We start from the raw sequence: 18159 nt of genomic DNA, 5'->3' as shown, positions 1-18159 counted from the left end.
TGGATCGGAGTTCAGGGCTCGACGATCTGGACCGGCATCCCGGCTCGCATCATGAGAAGGCGGGTCGTAACGACGCGATCGCCGGGGCTCAGGCCCTCCTCGATGATCCAGAAGTCCTTGCCCGACCACTCACCCAGGGTCACGGGGCGGACCTGGACGTGGCTCTCGTCATCGACGACGAAGACGCTGGCTCCTGTCGGCGACATTCTCACGACGTTCTGGGGCACCCGGATCGCGTCGACGCGCGTGATGCCCTGCATCTCCACGTGGACGAACTGTCCGGGCTTCAGCGTGCGCTTCGTGTTGGGGAGCGACGCACGCAGCTGGGCGGTGCCGGTCGTGGTGTCCAAGAGCGGGTCCACGTAGTCCACCCGTCCGCTCTCCGGCCAGACGCTCCCGTCCGCCAGCATTACCTGGACGTTGGTCTCGGAGAGCGGCGGGGCGACGGTCACCCCCTGCTCTTCCTGTTCACGCCAGCGGAGCATCTGCTTCTCCGTGAAGGAGAACCGCACGTGCAGCGGATCCACCTGCTGGATCACGGCCATCAGTCCATTGCTGCCCGCGTCCACGTAGCTACCTTCCTCCTTCTGGGCCTCGCCGATCATGCCCGAGACGGGGGCCACGATCCGCGTGTACTCGACGTTCAGGTCGGCCGCGGCCTTCTCGGCCCGCGCCAGCGCTACGTCCGCGGCCGCGACGGCCTCCTGACGCTGCCATTCCTCCAGATCCCCCTCGGTGGCGGACTGCTTCTTCGTGAGCTCCGTGTAGCGGGCCACCTGGAGACGTGCGCGCTCCAGCGTCGCCTCGGCGCTCGCCCGGTGGGCCTCCGCGCGGGCGAGGTCGTTCTGGAACGGGCGCGGATCGATCTCGAAGAGAAGCTGTCCGGCTTCGATGAACGTGCCCTCTTCGAACGAGCGTGAAAGCAGGTAGCCCGCGACGCGCGCGCGGATCTCCACGACCTTCGAAGCCTCGGTTCGACCGAGGAATCGTCGACGAACCGGGATGTCCTCTTTCTTGACCGTGTAGATGGACACGGGAAGCGCCTGCGCGGCCGTCTGACCCGGGGTTTCTCGCTCCGGTGCGCCCCTCGGCTCACGAAAGTAGAGGAACGCTGCGGCGACCGCGAGCAAGAGCACGGTGATGGGAAGGACGCGGCGTACAACGCTCGCGGTCTTCGAGTGCCCTTCGCCTGTGTCTTCGCTGCTTGGGGAGGTGTTGGTCATGGTCTCGACGGTTCGTGGAGGTGGAGGGACAGGCCTCCAGGCGACGCCATATCACCGATGCCGCCTCTCCCCGACGTATGGCGACCATTAAGGTTGGTCTATGCCCCGTGCAGGAGCGCCGGCAGCGTCGACTTCGTGCTCGATCGGGCCTGCACCGACGGCGTGGCGCTCCACTTCGAACGACCCAGCCCTGCCCCACTCGGCCCGGCCGGCAGCGGCGACCTCATCCAGGGTGAGGCCGCCGCATCACCCAGGTCGTCATCGTCCGCAGGCTCTGGACCACCGTCGACTTGATCGGGTCCATGAGCTCTGCCCCCAGACGCTCGGTCTCCCCGAGGAGGGCGCGCTCCGTGACGAGGTAGCGCTCGCTGTCGTCCGGCAGCCAGAAGCGGCCGTCGCCGAGGGGGCGGATCCCTGGCTCGATGCCGACCGACGAGGTCAGCCTCGCGAAGAACAGGCCACCTGGCGCCACGAGACGCCAGGTGGCGTCCAGCATGGAGCGAAAGTGCGCGTGCCCGCGGGCGAAGTGCAGAACCGCGTTGGAAAGAACCACGTCGAAGCTCTGTGCCGGCAGGTCGGCGGACTCGACGAAGCCGAGGACGCGGCGGCTCGCCGGTAGCTCGAGGCCCCGGCAGCGAAGCTCTTCCTCGAGGACCACGAAAGCCTCGGGGTTGGGATCGAGGGCGGTCACATCGAAGCCGTTCCGCAGGAACCAGGGCAGGTTGCGGCCTCCGCCGCAGCCGACGTCGATGAGTCGAGACCCCGGAACGATCCGACCCTTCAGGATCTGGTCGATCAGGTAGACGTCCGTGCGGCTGAGGTCCTCGAGGTCCTGATTCATCGGCATTCAGATCAAGAGAAGCGGGGCGCCGACGACCCTGGTCATCGGCGCCCCGCCCCCATTCTCTCGGCTCCCGATCAGCGGAACGTCACGGACACGGCGTCCGCGAAGTTGCTCGTCGCCGAACCGAGGAAGCTGTCGCGGAACCACGCCGTGAAGTGGAACGTGTCACCAGCCGACGCCTGAACGTTCACCGTCGGGGTCGGGATCGCCGAGGTGTCGATCGTCAGCGAGAACTCGCCGGCAGCGCCCGAGTCCAGGATCTGGCCCGGACCGACGTAGCGCCCGATCGAGCCTCCGATGCAGAGCACGCCCACGCTACCGCCGGGCTGCTGGATCGCCGCGCGGGCCGGGCTGACGAGGAAGAATCCGAACGTGCTGGGCGGAAGGTCCGTGCAGAGCAGCGTCATGTCGTTGTCCGACGCGACCGGGCTACCCACGACCTGAAGGTCAGCGACCGATCCGGTCGAGTTCGGAATCGCTTCGCTGCAGTAGTCCACGCCGACGAGGTCGCGCTGGTTCATGTAGACCACCGTTCCGTTGCAGCGGCCGACGACCATGTCCATGTCACCGTCGTTGTCGATGTCGAAGATGGCGACGTCGTGGACGCCGGAGAGCTGCGGAAGGCCGAGCGCGCCGTAGTTCGAGCCCGAGCGCTCCTCGCGGATCACGACGCTGCTGCCGGGCACCGTTCCACGGTTGTGGAAGATGTGCATCCGACGGCTGCAGCCCGAAAGGTCCACGTCCACGTCACAGATGACCGCTTCGGCAAAGCCGTCGGCGTTGATATCCGTGATGTAGTTGTTGCTGCCGAAGCCGTCATCGGTCCCGAACGTTTGAGCGGGACCCCAGTCGACGCGACCGAACACATCGTTGCCCTCGTTGAGGAGGTAGCGGTCGTCGGAGTCGTCGGACAGGATCATGTCCTGATGACCGTCGGCGTTCAGGTCGCCCACGGCAACGTGATACGGCGCGCCGGTGTACGGCGTCTGAAGGATATTGAAGAAGCCTTCGTTGTTCGGGTTGTTGTAGGCGATCGACGAGCGCGTCAAGCCCCCCGTCTGGCCGGATCCCGACACCGAGATCACGTCCATGACGCCGTCCTCGTTCATGTCGGCGATACTGGCCGACGTTCCGAAGGACGAACCGCGCATGGCGGTCGTCATGCGGAGCGAGCTCTCATCCGTGAAGAAGCCCGTGCCATCGTTGATGAGCAGGCGGTCGTTCAGGTCGACGAGTGCCATCTGCTCGTAGTGCGAGAAGTAAAGGTCGAGGTAGCCGTCGCCGGTCACGTCGCCGAGCGCCACGCCGCACATGTTCGGGTAGGAGCCCCAGTCCGGAATCCGCGCTGCCTCGTGGACGAATCCCTGCCACACACCGCCCGACTCCCCGAGGTTGATGTACACGCGCGGGTGGCTGAGTTCCTTCGTCTGGTTCGGCGTGAACGTAGTCGCCGTGACGAAGTCGAGCCAGCCGTCGTTGTTGACGTCGCCCACGACCACATCGCGGTCATTGGTTGGCGTCAGGAACCCCTGGTCGCCGGGCACGTCGGACGCGGCCGCGTACTGCGCCGAGCGATCGACGAGCGTACCGCCCTCGTTCATGAAGAGGACGTTGACGCGGCGGCCCTGGCTCGTGTACGGCTGCTTGCGAACCGCGATCAGATCGATGAAGCCATCCTTGTCGAAATCGCCGAAGGCGTAGTCCTTCTCCTCGACGTCCCCGAGGCCAACGGAGGAAGCGGCGTTCAGGCGAGCGTTGTCCTGTGAGAACTCGGCCCAGTTGATGCTCTGGGCGCTGGCGGACGCGATGGTGAGCGCGGCAGAGACCGCGCCGAACCGTAGGAGTGTCGTTTTCATGGGGAGTGGCGTGAGATGGGAGAGCAAGCGGAGCCTTGGATGCGAAAGGGGCATCGCTCGGACTACCGCGAAAAGGCTAGCGGTTTCGTGCGGAGATCGCAGCGAAGAAGTGTTCGTCGGAGTCGAGTCCCTGGGACAGGAGCGCGGCCCGGAGTGAGTCAAAAGAGCGCGGTGCGCCATGGAACCAGCGACTTCCTCGACCGGGGCGGCCCCAGGCCGGACGGAACGCTGCCTTCACGGGGTCGAGTACGAAGGACGTCGCATCCTGCGACACGGCGCCTGCGTCGAGATCGCCCTGGTAAATCGTGTGTGCCGCGCCCGTCGAATCGAGGAGGACAGACAGCGGCAGAGCCAGCTCGACGCTCCCTGCCGGCCCCGTCACCGACTCCAGAATCGTGCACAGCGCCGCAGCGGTGCTCGCCCGGGAGGGATCCACGGACGCGAGGTCCATCGAAACGGGGAACTCGATCACCTGCACGGGCACCTCACTCTTCTCGAGCTCGGCCAGAGCGTCCGGGAGGACAGCTCGACAGGTGGGGCATTCGCTGGATCGCACCACCAGTAGACGAGCGGCGGGCACAGCCGGTTCCCGCTCATGCGGGACTCCCAGCGCGTCGAGGCGCTCTGGCGGCAGCGGAAGCGGGGAACGCAGCACCGTTCTCATGGGAAGCGGCGACTCCGCCAGCACCCCCCGTTCTCCTGGAGATCCGACGGCCACGGCAGACTCCTCGAGTTCGGGGACCTGACCGCCCGCGAGATCGAAACGTCGAACAGGGCGACCGGACGCAGGCACGCTCTCACCCTCGATGGCGGCGACCGATTCGCCGGGCCCCAGCGCGAGCGTCACGCGACGCGTCGGCGCCGAGAGGTACCCGTCGGTCACCGGGACCGGGATCACGCGTTCGATGATGGAACTATCTTCCCCGCTCGCACCCGAGACCAGCTCGATGGATAAGACCGTCCTGCGACCCAGTCCCGTGACCTCGACGAACGAGGCTGGATTCGACTGGTTCTCCAGATAGCGCAGGGTCACGCCGTTCCGCGAGCGGAGCCACAGGTCCATGTCCCCATCACGGTCCCAGTCGGTCTTGCAGACCACTCGACCGTCCTCGACCTGGTCGAAGCCAGCGACCGCGGACGCCTCCACGAACGTCCCGTCGCAGGCGTTGAGCCACGCGACGTTGTGCTCATGTCCGCTCCACGAAATCCCCGACTCCATCGAGCGACTGATCGCCGCCCACGCATCGAGATACGCGTCACCCGTGGACTTCTCCTCGGCGTCGAGCGGCGCCACGCGCCGCCAGAACGCGCTTCACAAGTCGCCCGGCTCGGGCCCCGTCAGGAAGCCCGCAGGCGACACGAGGTCGTCGCGGCCATCGCCGTTGAGGTCCACGAACGTCGCGCCCCACGCCCAGCGCCCCATCCGCGTGTTCGACGCATCGGCGACGTCGGTGAAGCCGTCCCCGTCGCGGCGCAGAAGCGTGTTGCCGAGACTCAGTCGCTGGATGCCCACGCGCTCGGACTCCGGACGTTCCTCTGCGAACGCGGCCTGGAAAGCGACTCGGCGCCCCGCCGACGAGAACATGTTCGAGACGTAGAGGTCGAGGTCGCCGTCGGCGTCGTAGTCCGACCAGGCCGCGCCCATGCCGGCCCCGGGATCGGCCGCGCCGAACGTCGCCGTCACATCGCTGAACTTGCCGCCGTCGAACTCGAAGAGCTGGTTCGAGCCGAAGTCGTTGACCACGTACAGGTCGTCATCTCCGTCGCGATCGAAGTCGAGGAAGTGCCCGGCGAGGCTGAAGCGCTCGCCGTCCGCGCTCGTCAGGCCGATCGGCAAGGTCACGTCCTGGAACCCGCGCTCGGTGTTGCGGAAGAAGTGATTGCTCGGCCCGTTGCGCGCCTCGTGGAACGGAACGGGCACCGACTTGCCGTACTGCGAGGTGACGTAACGGGCGCCGAAGAGGTCGAGGTCGCCGTCACCGTCGAAGTCCGTGGCCGAGATGCCGTAGAACGGCGTCTCGTCGGGCGCGACGCACCAGCCGCCGATCTGGAACATGCCCTGGCCATCCTGGTACTGAACGACGATCACGTGGCCGAGCGCGCTGACGATGTCGTCGCGTCCGTCGCCGTTGACGTCGATGAAGAGGACGCCCTTGGTGTCGTCGAGCCAGCCGACGCCCAGCTCTTCGGCCCGGTCGAGCACGGTGCCGTCGGGCTGCTGGACGAGCAACAGGTTCGGCAGTCCGCTGGGCATCGCGACGTAGAGATCGTCGCGCCCGTCGCCGTTCGCGTCCCCCACCGCCAGCCCCTGATGACCGAACCAGGCGGTCAGCCCCGGGTCGTCGAGCCGCTGCGCCCAGCGGTCCATGCCGACGCCGAGAAGTTCGGCGACCTCGGGCTGGGCCTGAAAAATCGCCGCGGTCTTTTCGACGAGGAGCGGGGAGTCGACCTCCACTCGCTCCACGGACTTCAACTCGACGTGGGTGACCGAGGCCGCGTCTTCTTCCGACGAAAGCAACCCGATCGTGAGCGCGCCGACCACCTGCCACAGGGGCGGCGAAGCAGCGTCCTCGATCTCGACGCGCACGTCGAGTTCGAACGCCCCGATTCCCCCCCCCCCGATTCCCAGCCCCTCGGGGTCGACCCTGGTCGCGACCACCTTCGTATGCACCGCCCCTTCGCCGCGGTCAGAGCTCTCTCCCAGCAGCGCTGCCGCGAACGTGGCCGCATCCTGCACCTCGGGCTCACCGCCGCGGGCTCGAGACCAGCGAGCCCCCTCGGTCCGGCCCTGGACATGCGGGCCGAGGGCTACCCACCAGTCCCCTCGGAACTCACCGGTTCCGAGAGCGGGCGGTTCCCCACCCGTTCCGAGCCAGCGCTCGAATGCCTCGAGCCAGGGCTTCGCCGACTCCGCGAGCGCCTCGATCTCGTCGAGCGCTTCCGCTGCGGGAGCGTCCTCCGCCACCTCCGACTGGAGCACCGGCCGGGCTGCCGACAGCCGGCCGCCGATCGGTGAAAGCAGAAGGGCGACAAGCCCGAGGACCTGTCGCCCCTTCGGTCGCATCAGGGGCAAACCGTGAAGCGCACGCCGTCGGTCAGGCCAGCTCCGGTTCCGTCCGCATTCGACGGGTCGCGATAGATCCACTGGGCATGCACGGTATCACCGAGCACGAGACCCGCGCCGCTGATGAATGCCGCGTCGATCGTCCGCGCGAAAGAGCCGCCGCAGCTCGTACCCGGCATCCCGGCGCCGCCAGAGGTCGTCGGCTCGAGCATGCGGAACAACGGCTGTCCAACGCAGAGAGTGCCGCCGTAGAGCGGCACGCTATCGGCCTCGAGGCTCCACACGAAGAGCCCTGTCTGGCCGTTGACCACGTCCTGGGCCGTCAGCGTAACCGTGCTGCCGCCGGAGATGGACGCGCTACCGACGGCGTTGATCGCGGGCACGCAGCCCGCCGAATTGAGCTTGCCCGTGCAGTAGTTCGAGATGCCGCAGTCCAGCACCACGAGCGTCAGCGGCGACGGATCCGCCGGCTCGACCGGCTTCACCGACCAGAACCCCGCGGGCTGCAGCGTGTTGAGCGCGTTGGCGAAAGGATTCGCCAGCGTCAGCTGATAAGTGCCGGGCGCCGTCGGCGCCGTGAGCGAACCGGTCGCGAGAACCTCGGGCATCCCGGAGGCGATCCCGGTCGTCACCGTGCCGCTGGGCGACGGTGCGAACATGTTGGCGATCGTGTTCATCGCGCCGCCGACCTGAAGCAGATCGCCGCCGCGCACGGTTCCGCCGAAGCCCTCGGGGTTGTTGAAACCCAGCGGGCTGACGAACTGCGCCAGTGCGCCGCTCGCAGGCGCGCTGGCCTGGGTCAGTGCACCGCCGCTGAACGAGAGATCGAAGGCGAACATCGCGAGGCCCTGGTTGGCCTCGCCGCCGAGCTGGCCCGTCACGGCGTAGGCGACCACGTCGCCGGGGAGCGCGTAGACGGTGCTGTCACCCGCCGTCGCGCCCGCGTTGGAAACGGCCGCGAGGTCGAGCGTGACCTGAGCGCTGGCGGCCGAAGCCGTGAGAGCCAGCGTGAGCGCGCAAGCGCGCGCTTTTTGAATCGAAGAAAACACCATCACTGACCCGTCCACACACGCTGAAGAGAACCGAATTCCACAAGGTCGAAGTCGCCGTCTTGATCCAGGTCGCCGATGGCGCCGGGGTCGTCGGGCGTGACCGGAATCGAGGGATCCGGACCGGTGACGAGCGGCTCCAGGAAGGGCCAGTCGAACTCATCGAGAGTGTTGTTCGTATCCCAGTCGAACTCGGCGCGGCCCAGTGAGGCGAGGAAGCTGAGCATCAGGTCCTTGTCGGCCTGGGAGAGCGCCTGGTACGCGGCAGCCGACGGCTGCGCGGTCCCACCGTGCTCGGCGATCGCGATCTCGACGTTGCCTTCGAACGACTGACCGACGGCGCGGCCGTCGTGCAGGTAGGTGCCGCGCTGGGCGAGGCCCCAGAGCGGACGCGTCATCATCTCGGTCTCGGTGGCCTCGCCTTCGACGATGCCGTCCCCGAGGGCGCCCATGTCGTGCAGCAGGAAGTCCGAGTACGGCTGGATGTGCTGGCCGGAGAGCGCGGGATCCGCGACCTGGCCGGTCGTGTACGACGGCACGTGGCAGTCGGCGCAGCCGACGGCCTCGAAGATGAGTTCGCCGCTCATGCCGGACCGGGGGGTCTGCGCCGGAGCCGCGAGGAACTTCTGGAAGTGCGTGAAGCGATCCGTTCGCGTGAACCCAGCGGCGTCGGGCGCATCCTCGGGATCCGCCACCGTATCGCAGAGCGCGAGCAGCGCGGGGTCGCCGTTGGGGGCGTTCTCGAACGGAAGGAACTGCGACGTGAGCCCCATCTCGTTCAGACCGGCATCGAGCGAGAAGCTATCGACGGTCGCAATGCCGCCTTTCCAGCCGAAGCGCCCCACGCGCATGGGACCGTTCGGATCCTCGATGGGCTGGGCCATGTGAACGCGGCCAGCCAGGTTCGAGGGCTGTTGGTTCGCGCGAGCGATGAGGACGCTGTCCGGGATCGAATCGATCAACCCCGAACCGAAGAGGATCGGCGTTCCCCGGAGCGCCGTGTGGTTCGCCTGGGGCGGAAGGGACTCGCGACAGGTCAGCGAGAACGACTGGTCCTGAAGCAGCGTGCCGCCGAACTGATCCAGCGCCTGGAACGGCGTCGTCGCGGTGGCGGCCACGCCGAAGCGCGTCACGCGCCGCGTGCCGAATCCTCCGATGGCAGGGACGTTGTGACATCCAGCGCAGGTCGTCTCGTTGAAAACGGGACCTGCGCCTTCGGATTCGAGAAGCGGCGCGGAAAAGGCCGCGAGCCCCTGGAGGAACAGCGTGGACTCCGCGGGGGTGAGCCCGGGGACCGGCAGCCCCATGAGGGGTTGTGGCTGCTGCTGGGCGGCTGCCGTTCCAACGAACAGGCAGAGGGCCGCAGGCAAGAGCCGTGCGAAGGGAGGCATCATGAGAAGGGAGAGAGGGGGCGAGAGAGGCGGGGATCGTCGGGGAGGATCAGAGTAAGGTCCGTAGGACATCGAGACCAACCGGTGACCGTTTGCTTGGACGTTCTGACAGGGGCCGAACGTTCCCCCCAATTCCGTGCCAATCGGGCGGGAAAGCCCTTTCCGCGAGCCGCCCCGGCCTTCCACCGGGCTTCAGGGCCAGAGCCGCGAGGCACCCGGTCGCAGCGCTTCGGCGGTCACTTCACGGCCCCGCAGGCCGTCCCAGAGCCCTTTCGCCTTCGCCAGCGCCGGGCGCCCCTCTCCTCTCAGAGAGCGCCAGAGGATCAGAGGCAGGAGCGTCGCCACGTCGAAAGCCAGGAATGACACCCATCCTCCCGGCGTGCCGTGCTCCCGCATGAAATGGACCGAATTGAGCGCCTGCATCCATTTCCTGCGCGCCCCGTAGCCTCCGCCGGTGGCGCTGGAGGGTGCGTGGAACGCCCGCACCGCACCCACCACCCGCACCCCCCAGCCGGCCTCCCGGGCGCGGAGGCCGAGTTCGACGTCCTCGACGTAAGCGAAGTAGCGCGACCGGAACAGGCCGACCTCTTCCAGCACTTCCCTTCGAACCAGCACGGAGCAACCGACGATGTAGTCCACGTCCCGCGTCTCCGTCCACGGTGGACCGTCGGGCTGACCGTTGCCCAGGAGCGTGGACAGATTCTGGCGGAAGTCCAGCCGCCCTCCCGCGCACCAGACCCGCGTCGCCCCGCCCTCACCTTCATCGGGCGGAAAGAGCACGCGGGGGCCCACCATCCCGAGCCGAGGGTCCGACTCGAGGGCCTCGACCAGCACGCGAAGCGTGCCTTCCCCCATCGGCAGCCAGAGGTCGTTGTTGATGAAGACCACCGCGCGGGCGCCGTGCTCGAGCGCGAGGCGCGCCCCCTGATTGGCGGCCTCTCCGAAGCCCAGGTTGGCTCCGTTGTCGATGCGCAGGAGCCGCGGATGCGCCGCGTCGATGCCCTCCCGCGATCCGTTGTCGGATCCGTTGTCGACGACGCAGATCCGTTCCTCGGGAACGCCATCGGCCACGAGCGACGCCAGGCAGCGCAGGTTGTCGGCCAGCTCGCCGTTCCAGTTCACGACGACCGCAAAGAGGCCGTCGAAGAGCCCCGCGCCCGCGACGGACTCCGAGTTTCGATGGGCGCTCATTCCTTCGCGGGCTTCGCGCGCGCTTCCACCACCGTGGACTCGACCTCGCCGCCGCGGACGATCGTCTTCAGCACCGCTCCCTTCGCGAGGGTGGTCGGGTCCGTCACGACCACGCCACCTGCGGTCTGCGTGATCGAATAGCCGCGCTCCAGAACCGCGAGCGGCGACACGGCCTCGAGGGTACGAGCCGCCGGCTCCAGCCGTCGGGTGGCGCGCTCGAGTATGCGCTCCATGGCCGCGACCTGGGACGCGCCCGCGCGGCCGAGCCGCTCGCCCGCGACCTCCAGCCGGCGATCCACGTGGCTCTGCAAGCGGCCGTGGAGCGCGCCGAGCCGCTCCTCGACGCGCGCAAGTCGTGCCAGCGGACTCTGGCGCTCCAGCCGCGAGGCCATTCGTTCCAGCCGGGTGGCTCGCTCGGCGATGCGTGCCTCCAGCGAAGCCCGCGCCCGCCGCCCGAGTCCGTCGAGACGCTGGGCGCGCTCCTGCACCAGAACCCCGGGAAAGTTGAGCGCACGCGAGCGTCCGGCCCTCGCCAGTCGCTCCTCGCGGTGGGCCAGCAGTCGCTCGATCACGTCACCGAGGTACGCGCTCTGACGGTCGATCGCGTCGCGGATCGCGCGCTGATCCGGCAGCACCGTCTGCGCCGCGTCCGTCGGCGTGTGCGCCCTGTGATCCGCCACGAAGTCCGCCAGCGTGGTGTCCGTCTCGTGCCCCACGCCGGTGACGACCGGCACGCTGCAGGCGTGGATCGCGCGCGCCACGACCTCTTCGTTGAAGCACCAGAGGTCCTCGATGGCGCCCCCGCCGCGGCAGACGACGATGACGTCGACTCCGCTTCGATCGAGCGCCTGGATCGCCCGCGCGATCTCGTTCGCGGCCGTCTTCCCCTGGACCCGGCTGTGCGCGATCCGAACCGGATAGCCCGCCCAGCGGAGCGAACGCGTGCGCAGAAAATCGCGCCATGCGTCGGCGTCGCGGCTCGTGACCACGCCAACCATCCGCGGAAACCGCGGCAGCGGGCGCCGCTGATCGAAGAGCCCTTCCTCGCGAAGCTGGGCCTTCAGGCGCTCGAGGTCCGCGAGCAGCGCGCCGATCCCGCGCGCCTCGACGCGATCCACGATCAGGCTGTGCTTGCCATAGGGCGCGTAGACGTCGAGGGTTCCGTGGCAGACGACGCGCGCGCCGTCCTCCAGCTTCATCCCCGGAGGGAGCGCTTTCTGGAGCTGACCGCGCCAGATCTTCGCGTCGATCGCGGCGCGCGCGTCCTTCAGCGTGAAGAACACGTGGCCCGAGGCCACGGTCTTCGGCCGGCTGATCTCGCCCTCGACGGCGACGCGACCGAAGCGCTTGAGGGCGGCGTCGATCCGCGCGGTGAGTTCCCCCACGGTTTCGGGCGCCGGGCCCCCTGCGGCACCGGTGGCAGCGGGATCGGGTGTGGACCCAGAAGAAGACCCCGGGGGCGCAGGAGCGTGTGCGGGTCTCCTGGCGGGAGGTGGCTGGGACGGCCGGTAGCTCGCACCGCGCGGCTTGCGCGGCAAATCGTCGAAGAGGCTCACCCGGGAGAAGCTACCGCACGGCAGGCACGACTTCAGCGGATGGCAGCGGAATCCTCTGGAACTGCCGCCGAAGCCGGGGCGGGCTGCGTGGCAGCTTGCCTCGGCGGACTCAGTCCCGGCAGCTCGGCTGCGCGCCACGCGTCCGCATCGGCGTACGGAAGCATCAGGCGGAAGCGCCCCTCCAGGAACGGTGCGGCCCGGTCGCCGCGACGGACGGTTCCATCGGTCAGCGAGATCTCGATGCCGCGGCCGTCCATGGTCCGAATGCGACCGCTGTCCGCGAACACGCGCCGCGAGACCTGCCCGGTCCGGGAGTCGATCTCGGCGAACTGCACGTCGCGGAGTTGTCCCTCTCGGATCCCGCCGATCCCCGCCAGGCGCCATACGGCACCGCCGGCCTCCGAACTCGCGGCCAGCAGCCTCGCCAGACGCGAACGCACGGAGACGAGATCCCACAGGCCATCGTCGATCACCGGGGCGACGTCGGCGTCGTCCATGAGATCGGGGAAAGCCTCGATCCACGGCTCCGGGTCGACCGAGCCCAGGAAGAGACGGCGGGTGCCGCCCTCGAACGGCTGCCTCACGCCTTGGCGCGACTCGTAGCCATCCTCCATCACGATCGTGATCGTTCGACCGGATCGGCTCGGTTCGAGCCGCATACGATTCGCCTTGATCATGCCGACCATGCGGCCGCGATCGTCGAGGAGGCGGCCGATCACGGGACCCGTGCCTGCCCGCCCCTCCACCGACACGGGGCGCCCGACCTCCAAGATGTCGAGATTGCGAACGCCCTCGGTCATCAACAGCGAGCGGAGGGAGCGCAGGATCTCGTCGGCCCGCACCTGGAGGAGAGCCTCTTCGCGGGCACGATGCTCCTCCAGGGGATCCGGCGCCGGCTTCAGCGCTTCGACGATGAAGGCAGGCGGTTCGGGGATCCGCCTGGAGAAGAGCTGGAGAACGCGCGTGTACTCGATCCATTCTTCCTGGCGGCGCAGGCTGTTGATCTGGACCTCGCGGAGTTCGGCCTCGAGCTCTCGAACCCGCGCCAGGAGTTCGCGCTCTCGCTCGGTAGGTTTCCCGGCTTTGGCCTGCCCGGCCTCTTGCCCACTGGCCTGCCCGCTGGCCTGTCTACTGGCGTGCGCTGGAAACGAAGAAGCGGAGAGCAGCGTCGCTCCGCCAGCCAGGGGCAGCACGAGGAGAAAGGAGATCATCGCTCGCCCTCCCGTGCGGCTGGAGCGTCGGGAAGGTCCCGACCACCGCGCGCGTCGAGCCGTGCGATCGAGCTGGACGAACGATTGGCGGCCCGCGCCTTCGCCATCAATTCGACGTCACCGAATCCAGGAACGACGGCCCGGACGGACCCCTCGGGCTGAGCGCCCCAAAAAATGAGGTCGCAGGCCTCCCCCTCGCGGAGCGGAGCCTGGGGAAAGCGGAACAGCGAGACGAGCGGGTCGTGGGCGGAACCGGCCACGCCCTCTTCCGAGGCCATCCGTGCCTCGCGGATTGACCCGGGCACGAGCGGCTCCAGGCCGTCGAGCCGGATCGCGCCCAGATCGTCGACCACCGCGGGCCCCTCGGCCGACGCGCCGCCCGGGCGCGCCGCCACGCTGACCGTCAGTCGCCATGGCTCGGCCCGATCATCTGCCGCAACGGAAGCCCCTCCGGCCGGACGCCTGAGGGTCCGAGCCAGCGCGGCCGCGTCGAACGCCTGACGCCCCGCCTCGGGATGCAGCGACTCCAGTCGCAGACGCAACGGTGCAGCGCCCTCACGCGTCACGCGAGCTTCCCATCCATCGACCGAGCCCACCTCGCCCGTTCTCATGGGTTCGGTGGGCCCTCCGTGCGCCTGCGGCACGGGCGGAGCCTCCGCGCGTTGCCAGAGAGTGAATCCCAGCAACGCGAGGGCCGGTAGGAAGAGCAGCCCACGCGCCAGAATCTGCCCGCGGCGGGCTGGAAAGGTACTCACGGCGAAAGGCCCTCTGGCGTTCATGCCGGAGGGACGGTCCCCGTCAGGCATCCTTCCCCTTTTCTGCCTTGTCCCAATCGCGCTTCTTGTTGTCGTTCCACCAGGAGAAGAACTCCGTCGGGTCGTTGGATTCATGGCCGGAGAGATCGGTCAGCGTCCGAAGCATGGGGCCAGCGATCGCGTCGTACCGCTGACGTACGATCGGATCGGTCGGGTCGATGTCCAGCGCGTTCTTCACGCGCGAGACCTCGTCGAGGACCTCCTTGAAGATCTCCTTGCGAACGTCGGATTCTTTTCCCACGTACTGCTGAAGAGCTTCGGCCGCCCCCGCTTGAACCTGGGGCTCGTGGTGGGTCAGAAGGTCCGTCAGCGGGGCGATCCCGTCCTCGTCCTGGGTGTTACCCAGCGCGAGGATGATCGCTCGCTTGGCCGCGTAGTCCTTGGCGAAGTTCTTGTGATCCACCCAGGTGATGAGTTCCTTGACGCTCTCTGGCGCCATGCGTCCGAGCGCGGTGGCCGCCGCGATGTGAAGCTTGTTGTCGACGACGCCTTCTTTCGTCGGCTTGCGCTTCTGCTTCATGCAGTCGCCAAGGCCCTTGACGATGTCTTTACGATCCTTGGGCCCGGAGTTCGGAAACTCCTGGAGCAGCGTGTCGATGATCGCGAGCGCCTGGGCGTCCTCGTCGCCGCGCTTGCCCGCGTGACCCTTGAGCTCCTTCAGCGCTTCCTTGATCTCCTCGCGCTTGTCGGGCTTCTCACCCTCTTCGTCGTCCTGGATCAGCGAAACGGATGGCTGAAGGGCTTCGAGCACCGAGGAAGGGGAGAGGCCGTAGGCGAGGCTCTCGGGAGCTCCATTGGGAGCGATCAGGAGAAGTAGGGAAGCGATCGTGATCATGGATGAGTCCTGATGTGAGGGCCGTGGCGATTCGACCCGGGGGTACGGGTTCATGGATAGGATGGCAAGTTGCGTGCCGTCCCTCCAGGGGCCAAGCAGCAGAACGCCAAGGGCCTCGAGGGGTCCGCGAAGCGCCACTGTGGCAGGTCGAAGAACCGGAGCGAGTCTGCCATACGTGCGTCTAACGCGCTTGTGAGTCCACTGGAGAGGTCACGGGGGACGTTCCGGACGAGGTCAGAGCACGGAGCATCCCCGCAGCCTTCCAGAGAGTCTCATCATCCTCATGGCCGGGATCTGAATTCCAGGTGATCCCGCCGCCCACGTGGAAAGACACCGCGGCCTCCCCCTCCTGAACCCTGTGGACCATCGTTCGGATGAGGATGCTCAACGCGGCGTGGCCACGAAGATCGAGGAAGCCCATCGAGCCGGTGAAGAAGCCGCGGCCCTCCTCCTCCAGCTCGGCGATGACCTCCATGCTCCGGAGCTTCGGAGCACCCGTGATGGAGCCGCCCGGGAAGAGCGCCGCGACCACGTCCATGGCCGTCGCAGCGCTCGCCACCCGTGCGCGAACGTCGGCGACCAGATGATGGACGGCCGCGTAGGTTTCGAGTTCCGGGAACGGCCCGACGGTGACCTGCCCGGGTTCGGCGATCCGGCCCAGATCGTTGCGCTCCAGATCGACGATCATCGCCAGCTCGGCGAGGTCTTTCTCGCTCGTCAAGAGCGAATCACGCAGGCGCGCATCCTCTTCAGGGGTGGCGCCGCGGGCGACCGTGCCCTTGATGGGTCGAGTCCGGGCGATGCGCTGGCCCAAGGGGTCGACCTCCAGCTCGAGCAAGAGTTCAGGCGACGACGAGAGCAGCGCGCACGCGTCCTCGCCGGACCGGAATCGGAGGAAGCCCATGTAGGGCGCCGGGTTCGTTTCCCGTAGCCGCAGGTACAGCTCCAGCGGATCCGACGGCGCCGTGGAGATCATCCGATGGCTGATGTTCGCCTGGTACACCTCACCGCGTCCGATGGAATCGCGGACCGCGGCGACCCGAGCGCAGTGGGTCTTTCGCGGAACCGTTCGATCGCCGGGCGCCTCCGACGTGCCCTCGAGAGGCCACGGGCTCTTCCACTCCTCGGCGCGCGGCGCCGGCTCGATCAACCGCAGGATCTCCCGCGCCCGTCGCGCGGCATCTTCCGCTGCGCTCATCCCGTGAGCGGAATCCTCGGAGACGATCAACCATGCCCGTGGCGGTCCTTCGGACGCGGGCTCCCACCAGATCCAGTCGCGATAGAGGCCGCCGACGATCCGAGGCTGAGGCCAGGCGGGCTCGGGTAGGTCGAGGGCTTCGCCGCGCACGCCTAGCTCGTAGGCGAGCGCACCGAGGAAGCCGCCGGCAAAGGGACCGAGGCCTTCCTCGGCTGTGGAACCCGGAGCGAGACGAACGTCCGAGAGAAGAGACTCCAGCCCGTCGAGGCTGGTGGGCGCCACGCGGGGATCGTCGAAGGAGAGGAACGGATCGAAGCCGAGGAGCGACCAGTGCCGCGGCGACCCGCCCGCGCTATCCAGCACCAGAAGGCCGGGCCGATCCCGGAGGCGTCGCAGCAGCAGCGGCAAGACGTCCCCTTCGGGCAGTTCCAGCCGATGAACGACCGGCGTCAAAGTGCGCTTCTCCATCTGTCCCTCGAGTCTAACGCCAGCGCGGGTCCCGAACCTCGCCCGGAATTCCGCCAGGCCGGTGAGGACCCCGCCCCCCAGCGGGTAAAACGTTCGCCATGGAGCCCACCTCACCGATCGAATCCTCGCCCAGGAAGCCCAAGGTCCTCGGCCTGATCTTCCTGACCGTCTTCCTGGACATGGTCGGATTCTCGATCATCTTCCCCCTCTTCCCGAAGATGCTCGAGTGGTACGTCGACCGCGAGGGAGCGGCCAGCGCCATCGGTCGGCTCGCGAGCTGGCTCCAGGGAATCGTCAACGATGACTTCGCCGTCATCGTGCTCTTCGGCGGCATCCTGGGGTCGCTGTACTCGGGGCTCCAGTTCCTCTTCGCGCCGATCTGGGGCGCTGTCTCCGACAAGATCGGTCGTAGGCCCACCCTGCTCTTCACGCTGCTCGGCACCGCGCTGTCGTACGTGATCTGGTTCTTCGCCGGGACGTTCGCGCTGCTCGTCATCGCGCGACTCGTGGGCGGGCTCATGGCGGGCAACATCTCGACGGCCTCCGCCGCGGTCGCCGACACGCACGCAGGCAAGGATCGAGCGAAGGGCATGGGCGTGCTCGGCGCGGGCATCGGGCTCGGCTTCGTCGTCGGGCCCGCGCTGGGCGGACTGGCGTCGGGCTGGGACCTGACGGACGCCTGGGCCAGCGCCTCGTCCATGGGCGTCAACCCGTTCAGCGGCGCGGCGACGGTGGCGTTCGGCCTCGCGGTGATCAACCTGCTCTGGGCGGCCCTGCGCTTCCCGGAGACCAAGGACATGCGCCCCGCCACCGCGCCGCCCGAGCATCGCCGCGGCATCAACCCGTTCGCCTCGCTGAGGCGCCTCACGTTCCCGGGTGTGCACACCCTGAACATCGCGTACTTCATCTACTTCACGGCGTTCGGCGCCATGGAGTTCACCCTCGTGTTCCTCGCCGCCGAGCACCTTGGCTACGGGCCGCGCCAGAACGCGTACATGTTCGTCTTCATCGGCCTGACCATCGCCTTCGTCCAGGGCGGGATCGTCCGGCGCCTCGTGCCGAAGGTCGGCGAGCGGAAGGTCGCGTGGCTCGGGATGGCCCTGACGGTGCCCGGCTTCATCGGGATCGCGGCCGTCACGCGGGTGGAATCGGCCGCGCTGCTCTACGCCTCGCTGGCGCTGGTGTCGGTCGGTAGCTCGCTCGTGATGCCCAGCTTCTCCTCGCTCGCCAGCCGCTACGTGCCGGACGATCGCCAGGGATTCGCCCTCGGGGTGTTCCGCAGCTTCGGCAGCCTCGCGCGGGTCCTGGGTCCGCTGGCGGGCGGGCTCCTCTACTACGGCTTCGGCAGCTATGCCCCATACGCCCTCGGAGCCTTCGTGCTGCTCGTCCCCTTGGCGCTGTCGAAGAAGCTGCCGGAACCTGTCGCGACCCCGGTTTCCACCCCCACCTGAGCCTTGC

General features: G+C 68.1%; 14 protein-coding genes. 1 reads left to right on the top strand and 13 read right to left on the bottom strand.

The genetic code is table 11. The features are described 5' to 3' along the window. Positions 1 to 11: 11 nt before the first annotated feature. From Poly30_RS10690 to Poly30_RS10635, 13 genes are all read right to left on the bottom strand, one after another. Positions 12 to 1223, bottom strand: a complete 1212-nt coding sequence (locus tag Poly30_RS10690) for an efflux RND transporter periplasmic adaptor subunit (protein ID WP_145197061.1) — start codon at positions 1221 to 1223, stop codon at positions 12 to 14. 223 nt (positions 1224 to 1446) lie between these two features. Beyond that, positions 1447 to 2064: a class I SAM-dependent methyltransferase gene (locus tag Poly30_RS10685; protein ID WP_145197059.1), complete on the bottom strand. Its 618-nt coding sequence runs from the start codon at positions 2062 to 2064 to the stop codon at positions 1447 to 1449. 77 nt (positions 2065 to 2141) lie between these two features. Next, on the bottom strand, positions 2142 to 3923 hold the full coding sequence (locus Poly30_RS10680) for an FG-GAP repeat domain-containing protein (protein ID WP_419191237.1): 1782 nt from the start codon (positions 3921 to 3923) through the stop codon (positions 2142 to 2144). A 76-nt stretch (positions 3924 to 3999) separates the two neighbouring features. Then, the gene (locus tag Poly30_RS10675) at positions 4000 to 5217 is read right to left on the bottom strand and encodes a VCBS repeat-containing protein (RefSeq protein WP_145197055.1); all 1218 of its coding nucleotides are present in this window, start codon (positions 5215 to 5217) and stop codon (positions 4000 to 4002) included. Between the two features lie 18 nt (positions 5218 to 5235). Continuing rightward, complete coding sequence (locus Poly30_RS10670; protein ID WP_145197054.1) at positions 5236 to 6987, bottom strand: FG-GAP repeat domain-containing protein; 1752 nt, start codon at positions 6985 to 6987, stop codon at positions 5236 to 5238. After that, positions 6987 to 8039, bottom strand: coding sequence for a hypothetical protein (locus tag Poly30_RS10665; RefSeq protein WP_145197053.1), 1053 nt, complete (start codon positions 8037 to 8039; stop codon positions 6987 to 6989). The genes Poly30_RS10670 and Poly30_RS10665 overlap by 1 nt, the downstream gene beginning before the upstream one ends. Next, on the bottom strand, positions 8039 to 9430 hold the full coding sequence (locus Poly30_RS10660) for a di-heme oxidoredictase family protein (protein ID WP_145197051.1): 1392 nt from the start codon (positions 9428 to 9430) through the stop codon (positions 8039 to 8041). The genes Poly30_RS10665 and Poly30_RS10660 overlap by 1 nt, the downstream gene beginning before the upstream one ends. A 189-nt stretch (positions 9431 to 9619) precedes the next feature. Continuing rightward, entirely contained in the window at positions 9620 to 10618 is a 999-nt protein-coding gene (locus Poly30_RS10655) for a glycosyltransferase family 2 protein (RefSeq protein WP_145197050.1), read from the bottom strand. Then, complete coding sequence (xseA, locus tag Poly30_RS28355) at positions 10615 to 12003, bottom strand: exodeoxyribonuclease VII large subunit (RefSeq protein WP_419191236.1); 1389 nt, start codon at positions 12001 to 12003, stop codon at positions 10615 to 10617. The genes Poly30_RS10655 and xseA overlap by 4 nt, the downstream gene beginning before the upstream one ends. 203 nt (positions 12004 to 12206) lie before the next feature. Next, a complete protein-coding gene (locus Poly30_RS28350; protein WP_419191235.1) occupies positions 12207 to 13385 on the bottom strand; it encodes a hypothetical protein in 1179 nt (392 codons plus the stop codon). Then, positions 13382 to 14140, bottom strand: coding sequence for a hypothetical protein (locus Poly30_RS10645; protein WP_145197046.1), 759 nt, complete (start codon positions 14138 to 14140; stop codon positions 13382 to 13384). The genes Poly30_RS28350 and Poly30_RS10645 overlap by 4 nt, the downstream gene beginning before the upstream one ends. 43 nt (positions 14141 to 14183) lie before the next feature. Continuing rightward, positions 14184 to 15035 carry a HEAT repeat domain-containing protein gene (locus Poly30_RS10640; RefSeq protein ID WP_419191234.1) on the bottom strand — a complete coding sequence of 284 codons (852 nt, stop codon included), beginning with the start codon at positions 15033 to 15035 and terminating at the stop codon, positions 14184 to 14186. A 181-nt stretch (positions 15036 to 15216) separates the two neighbouring features. Continuing rightward, the gene (locus Poly30_RS10635) at positions 15217 to 16701 is read right to left on the bottom strand and encodes an anthranilate synthase component I family protein (protein ID WP_145197042.1); all 1485 of its coding nucleotides are present in this window, start codon (positions 16699 to 16701) and stop codon (positions 15217 to 15219) included. A 98-nt stretch (positions 16702 to 16799) separates the two neighbouring features. On the opposite strand from Poly30_RS10635, the gene Poly30_RS10630 reads away from it, so the two are divergent. After that, positions 16800 to 18152 (top strand): MFS transporter, encoded by a 1353-nt coding sequence (locus Poly30_RS10630; protein WP_145197040.1) that lies wholly within the window; start codon positions 16800 to 16802, stop codon positions 18150 to 18152. Positions 18153 to 18159: the final 7 nt, after the last annotated feature.

This window comes from Saltatorellus ferox (genome assembly GCA_007751475.1).
In the GTDB taxonomy this organism is placed as follows: Bacteria; Planctomycetota; UBA1135; order UBA1135.
The sequence above is the reverse complement of the archived record's forward strand: the minus strand, read 5'-3'. Positions and strand labels throughout refer to the sequence as shown.

Coding starts and splice junctions, on each gene's coding strand:
- Poly30_RS10655 (WP_145197050.1), bottom strand. CDS start 10,618: ATGAGCGCCCATCGAAACTCGGAGTCCGTCGCGGGCGCGGGGCTCTTC.
- Poly30_RS10660 (WP_145197051.1), bottom strand. CDS start 9,430: ATGATGCCTCCCTTCGCACGGCTCTTGCCTGCGGCCCTCTGCCTGTTC.
- Poly30_RS10665 (WP_145197053.1), bottom strand. CDS start 8,039: ATGGTGTTTTCTTCGATTCAAAAAGCGCGCGCTTGCGCGCTCACGCTG.
- Poly30_RS10690 (WP_145197061.1), bottom strand. CDS start 1,223: ATGACCAACACCTCCCCAAGCAGCGAAGACACAGGCGAAGGGCACTCG.
- Poly30_RS10630 (WP_145197040.1), top strand. CDS start 16,800: ATGGAGCCCACCTCACCGATCGAATCCTCGCCCAGGAAGCCCAAGGTC.
- Poly30_RS10640 (WP_419191234.1), bottom strand. CDS start 15,035: ATGATCACGATCGCTTCCCTACTTCTCCTGATCGCTCCCAATGGAGCT.
- Poly30_RS10680 (WP_419191237.1), bottom strand. CDS start 3,923: ATGAAAACGACACTCCTACGGTTCGGCGCGGTCTCTGCCGCGCTCACC.
- Poly30_RS10635 (WP_145197042.1), bottom strand. CDS start 16,701: ATGGAGAAGCGCACTTTGACGCCGGTCGTTCATCGGCTGGAACTGCCC.
- Poly30_RS10685 (WP_145197059.1), bottom strand. CDS start 2,064: ATGAATCAGGACCTCGAGGACCTCAGCCGCACGGACGTCTACCTGATC.
- Poly30_RS10670 (WP_145197054.1), bottom strand. CDS start 6,987: ATGCGACCGAAGGGGCGACAGGTCCTCGGGCTTGTCGCCCTTCTGCTT.
- Poly30_RS28350 (WP_419191235.1), bottom strand. CDS start 13,385: ATGATCTCCTTTCTCCTCGTGCTGCCCCTGGCTGGCGGAGCGACGCTG.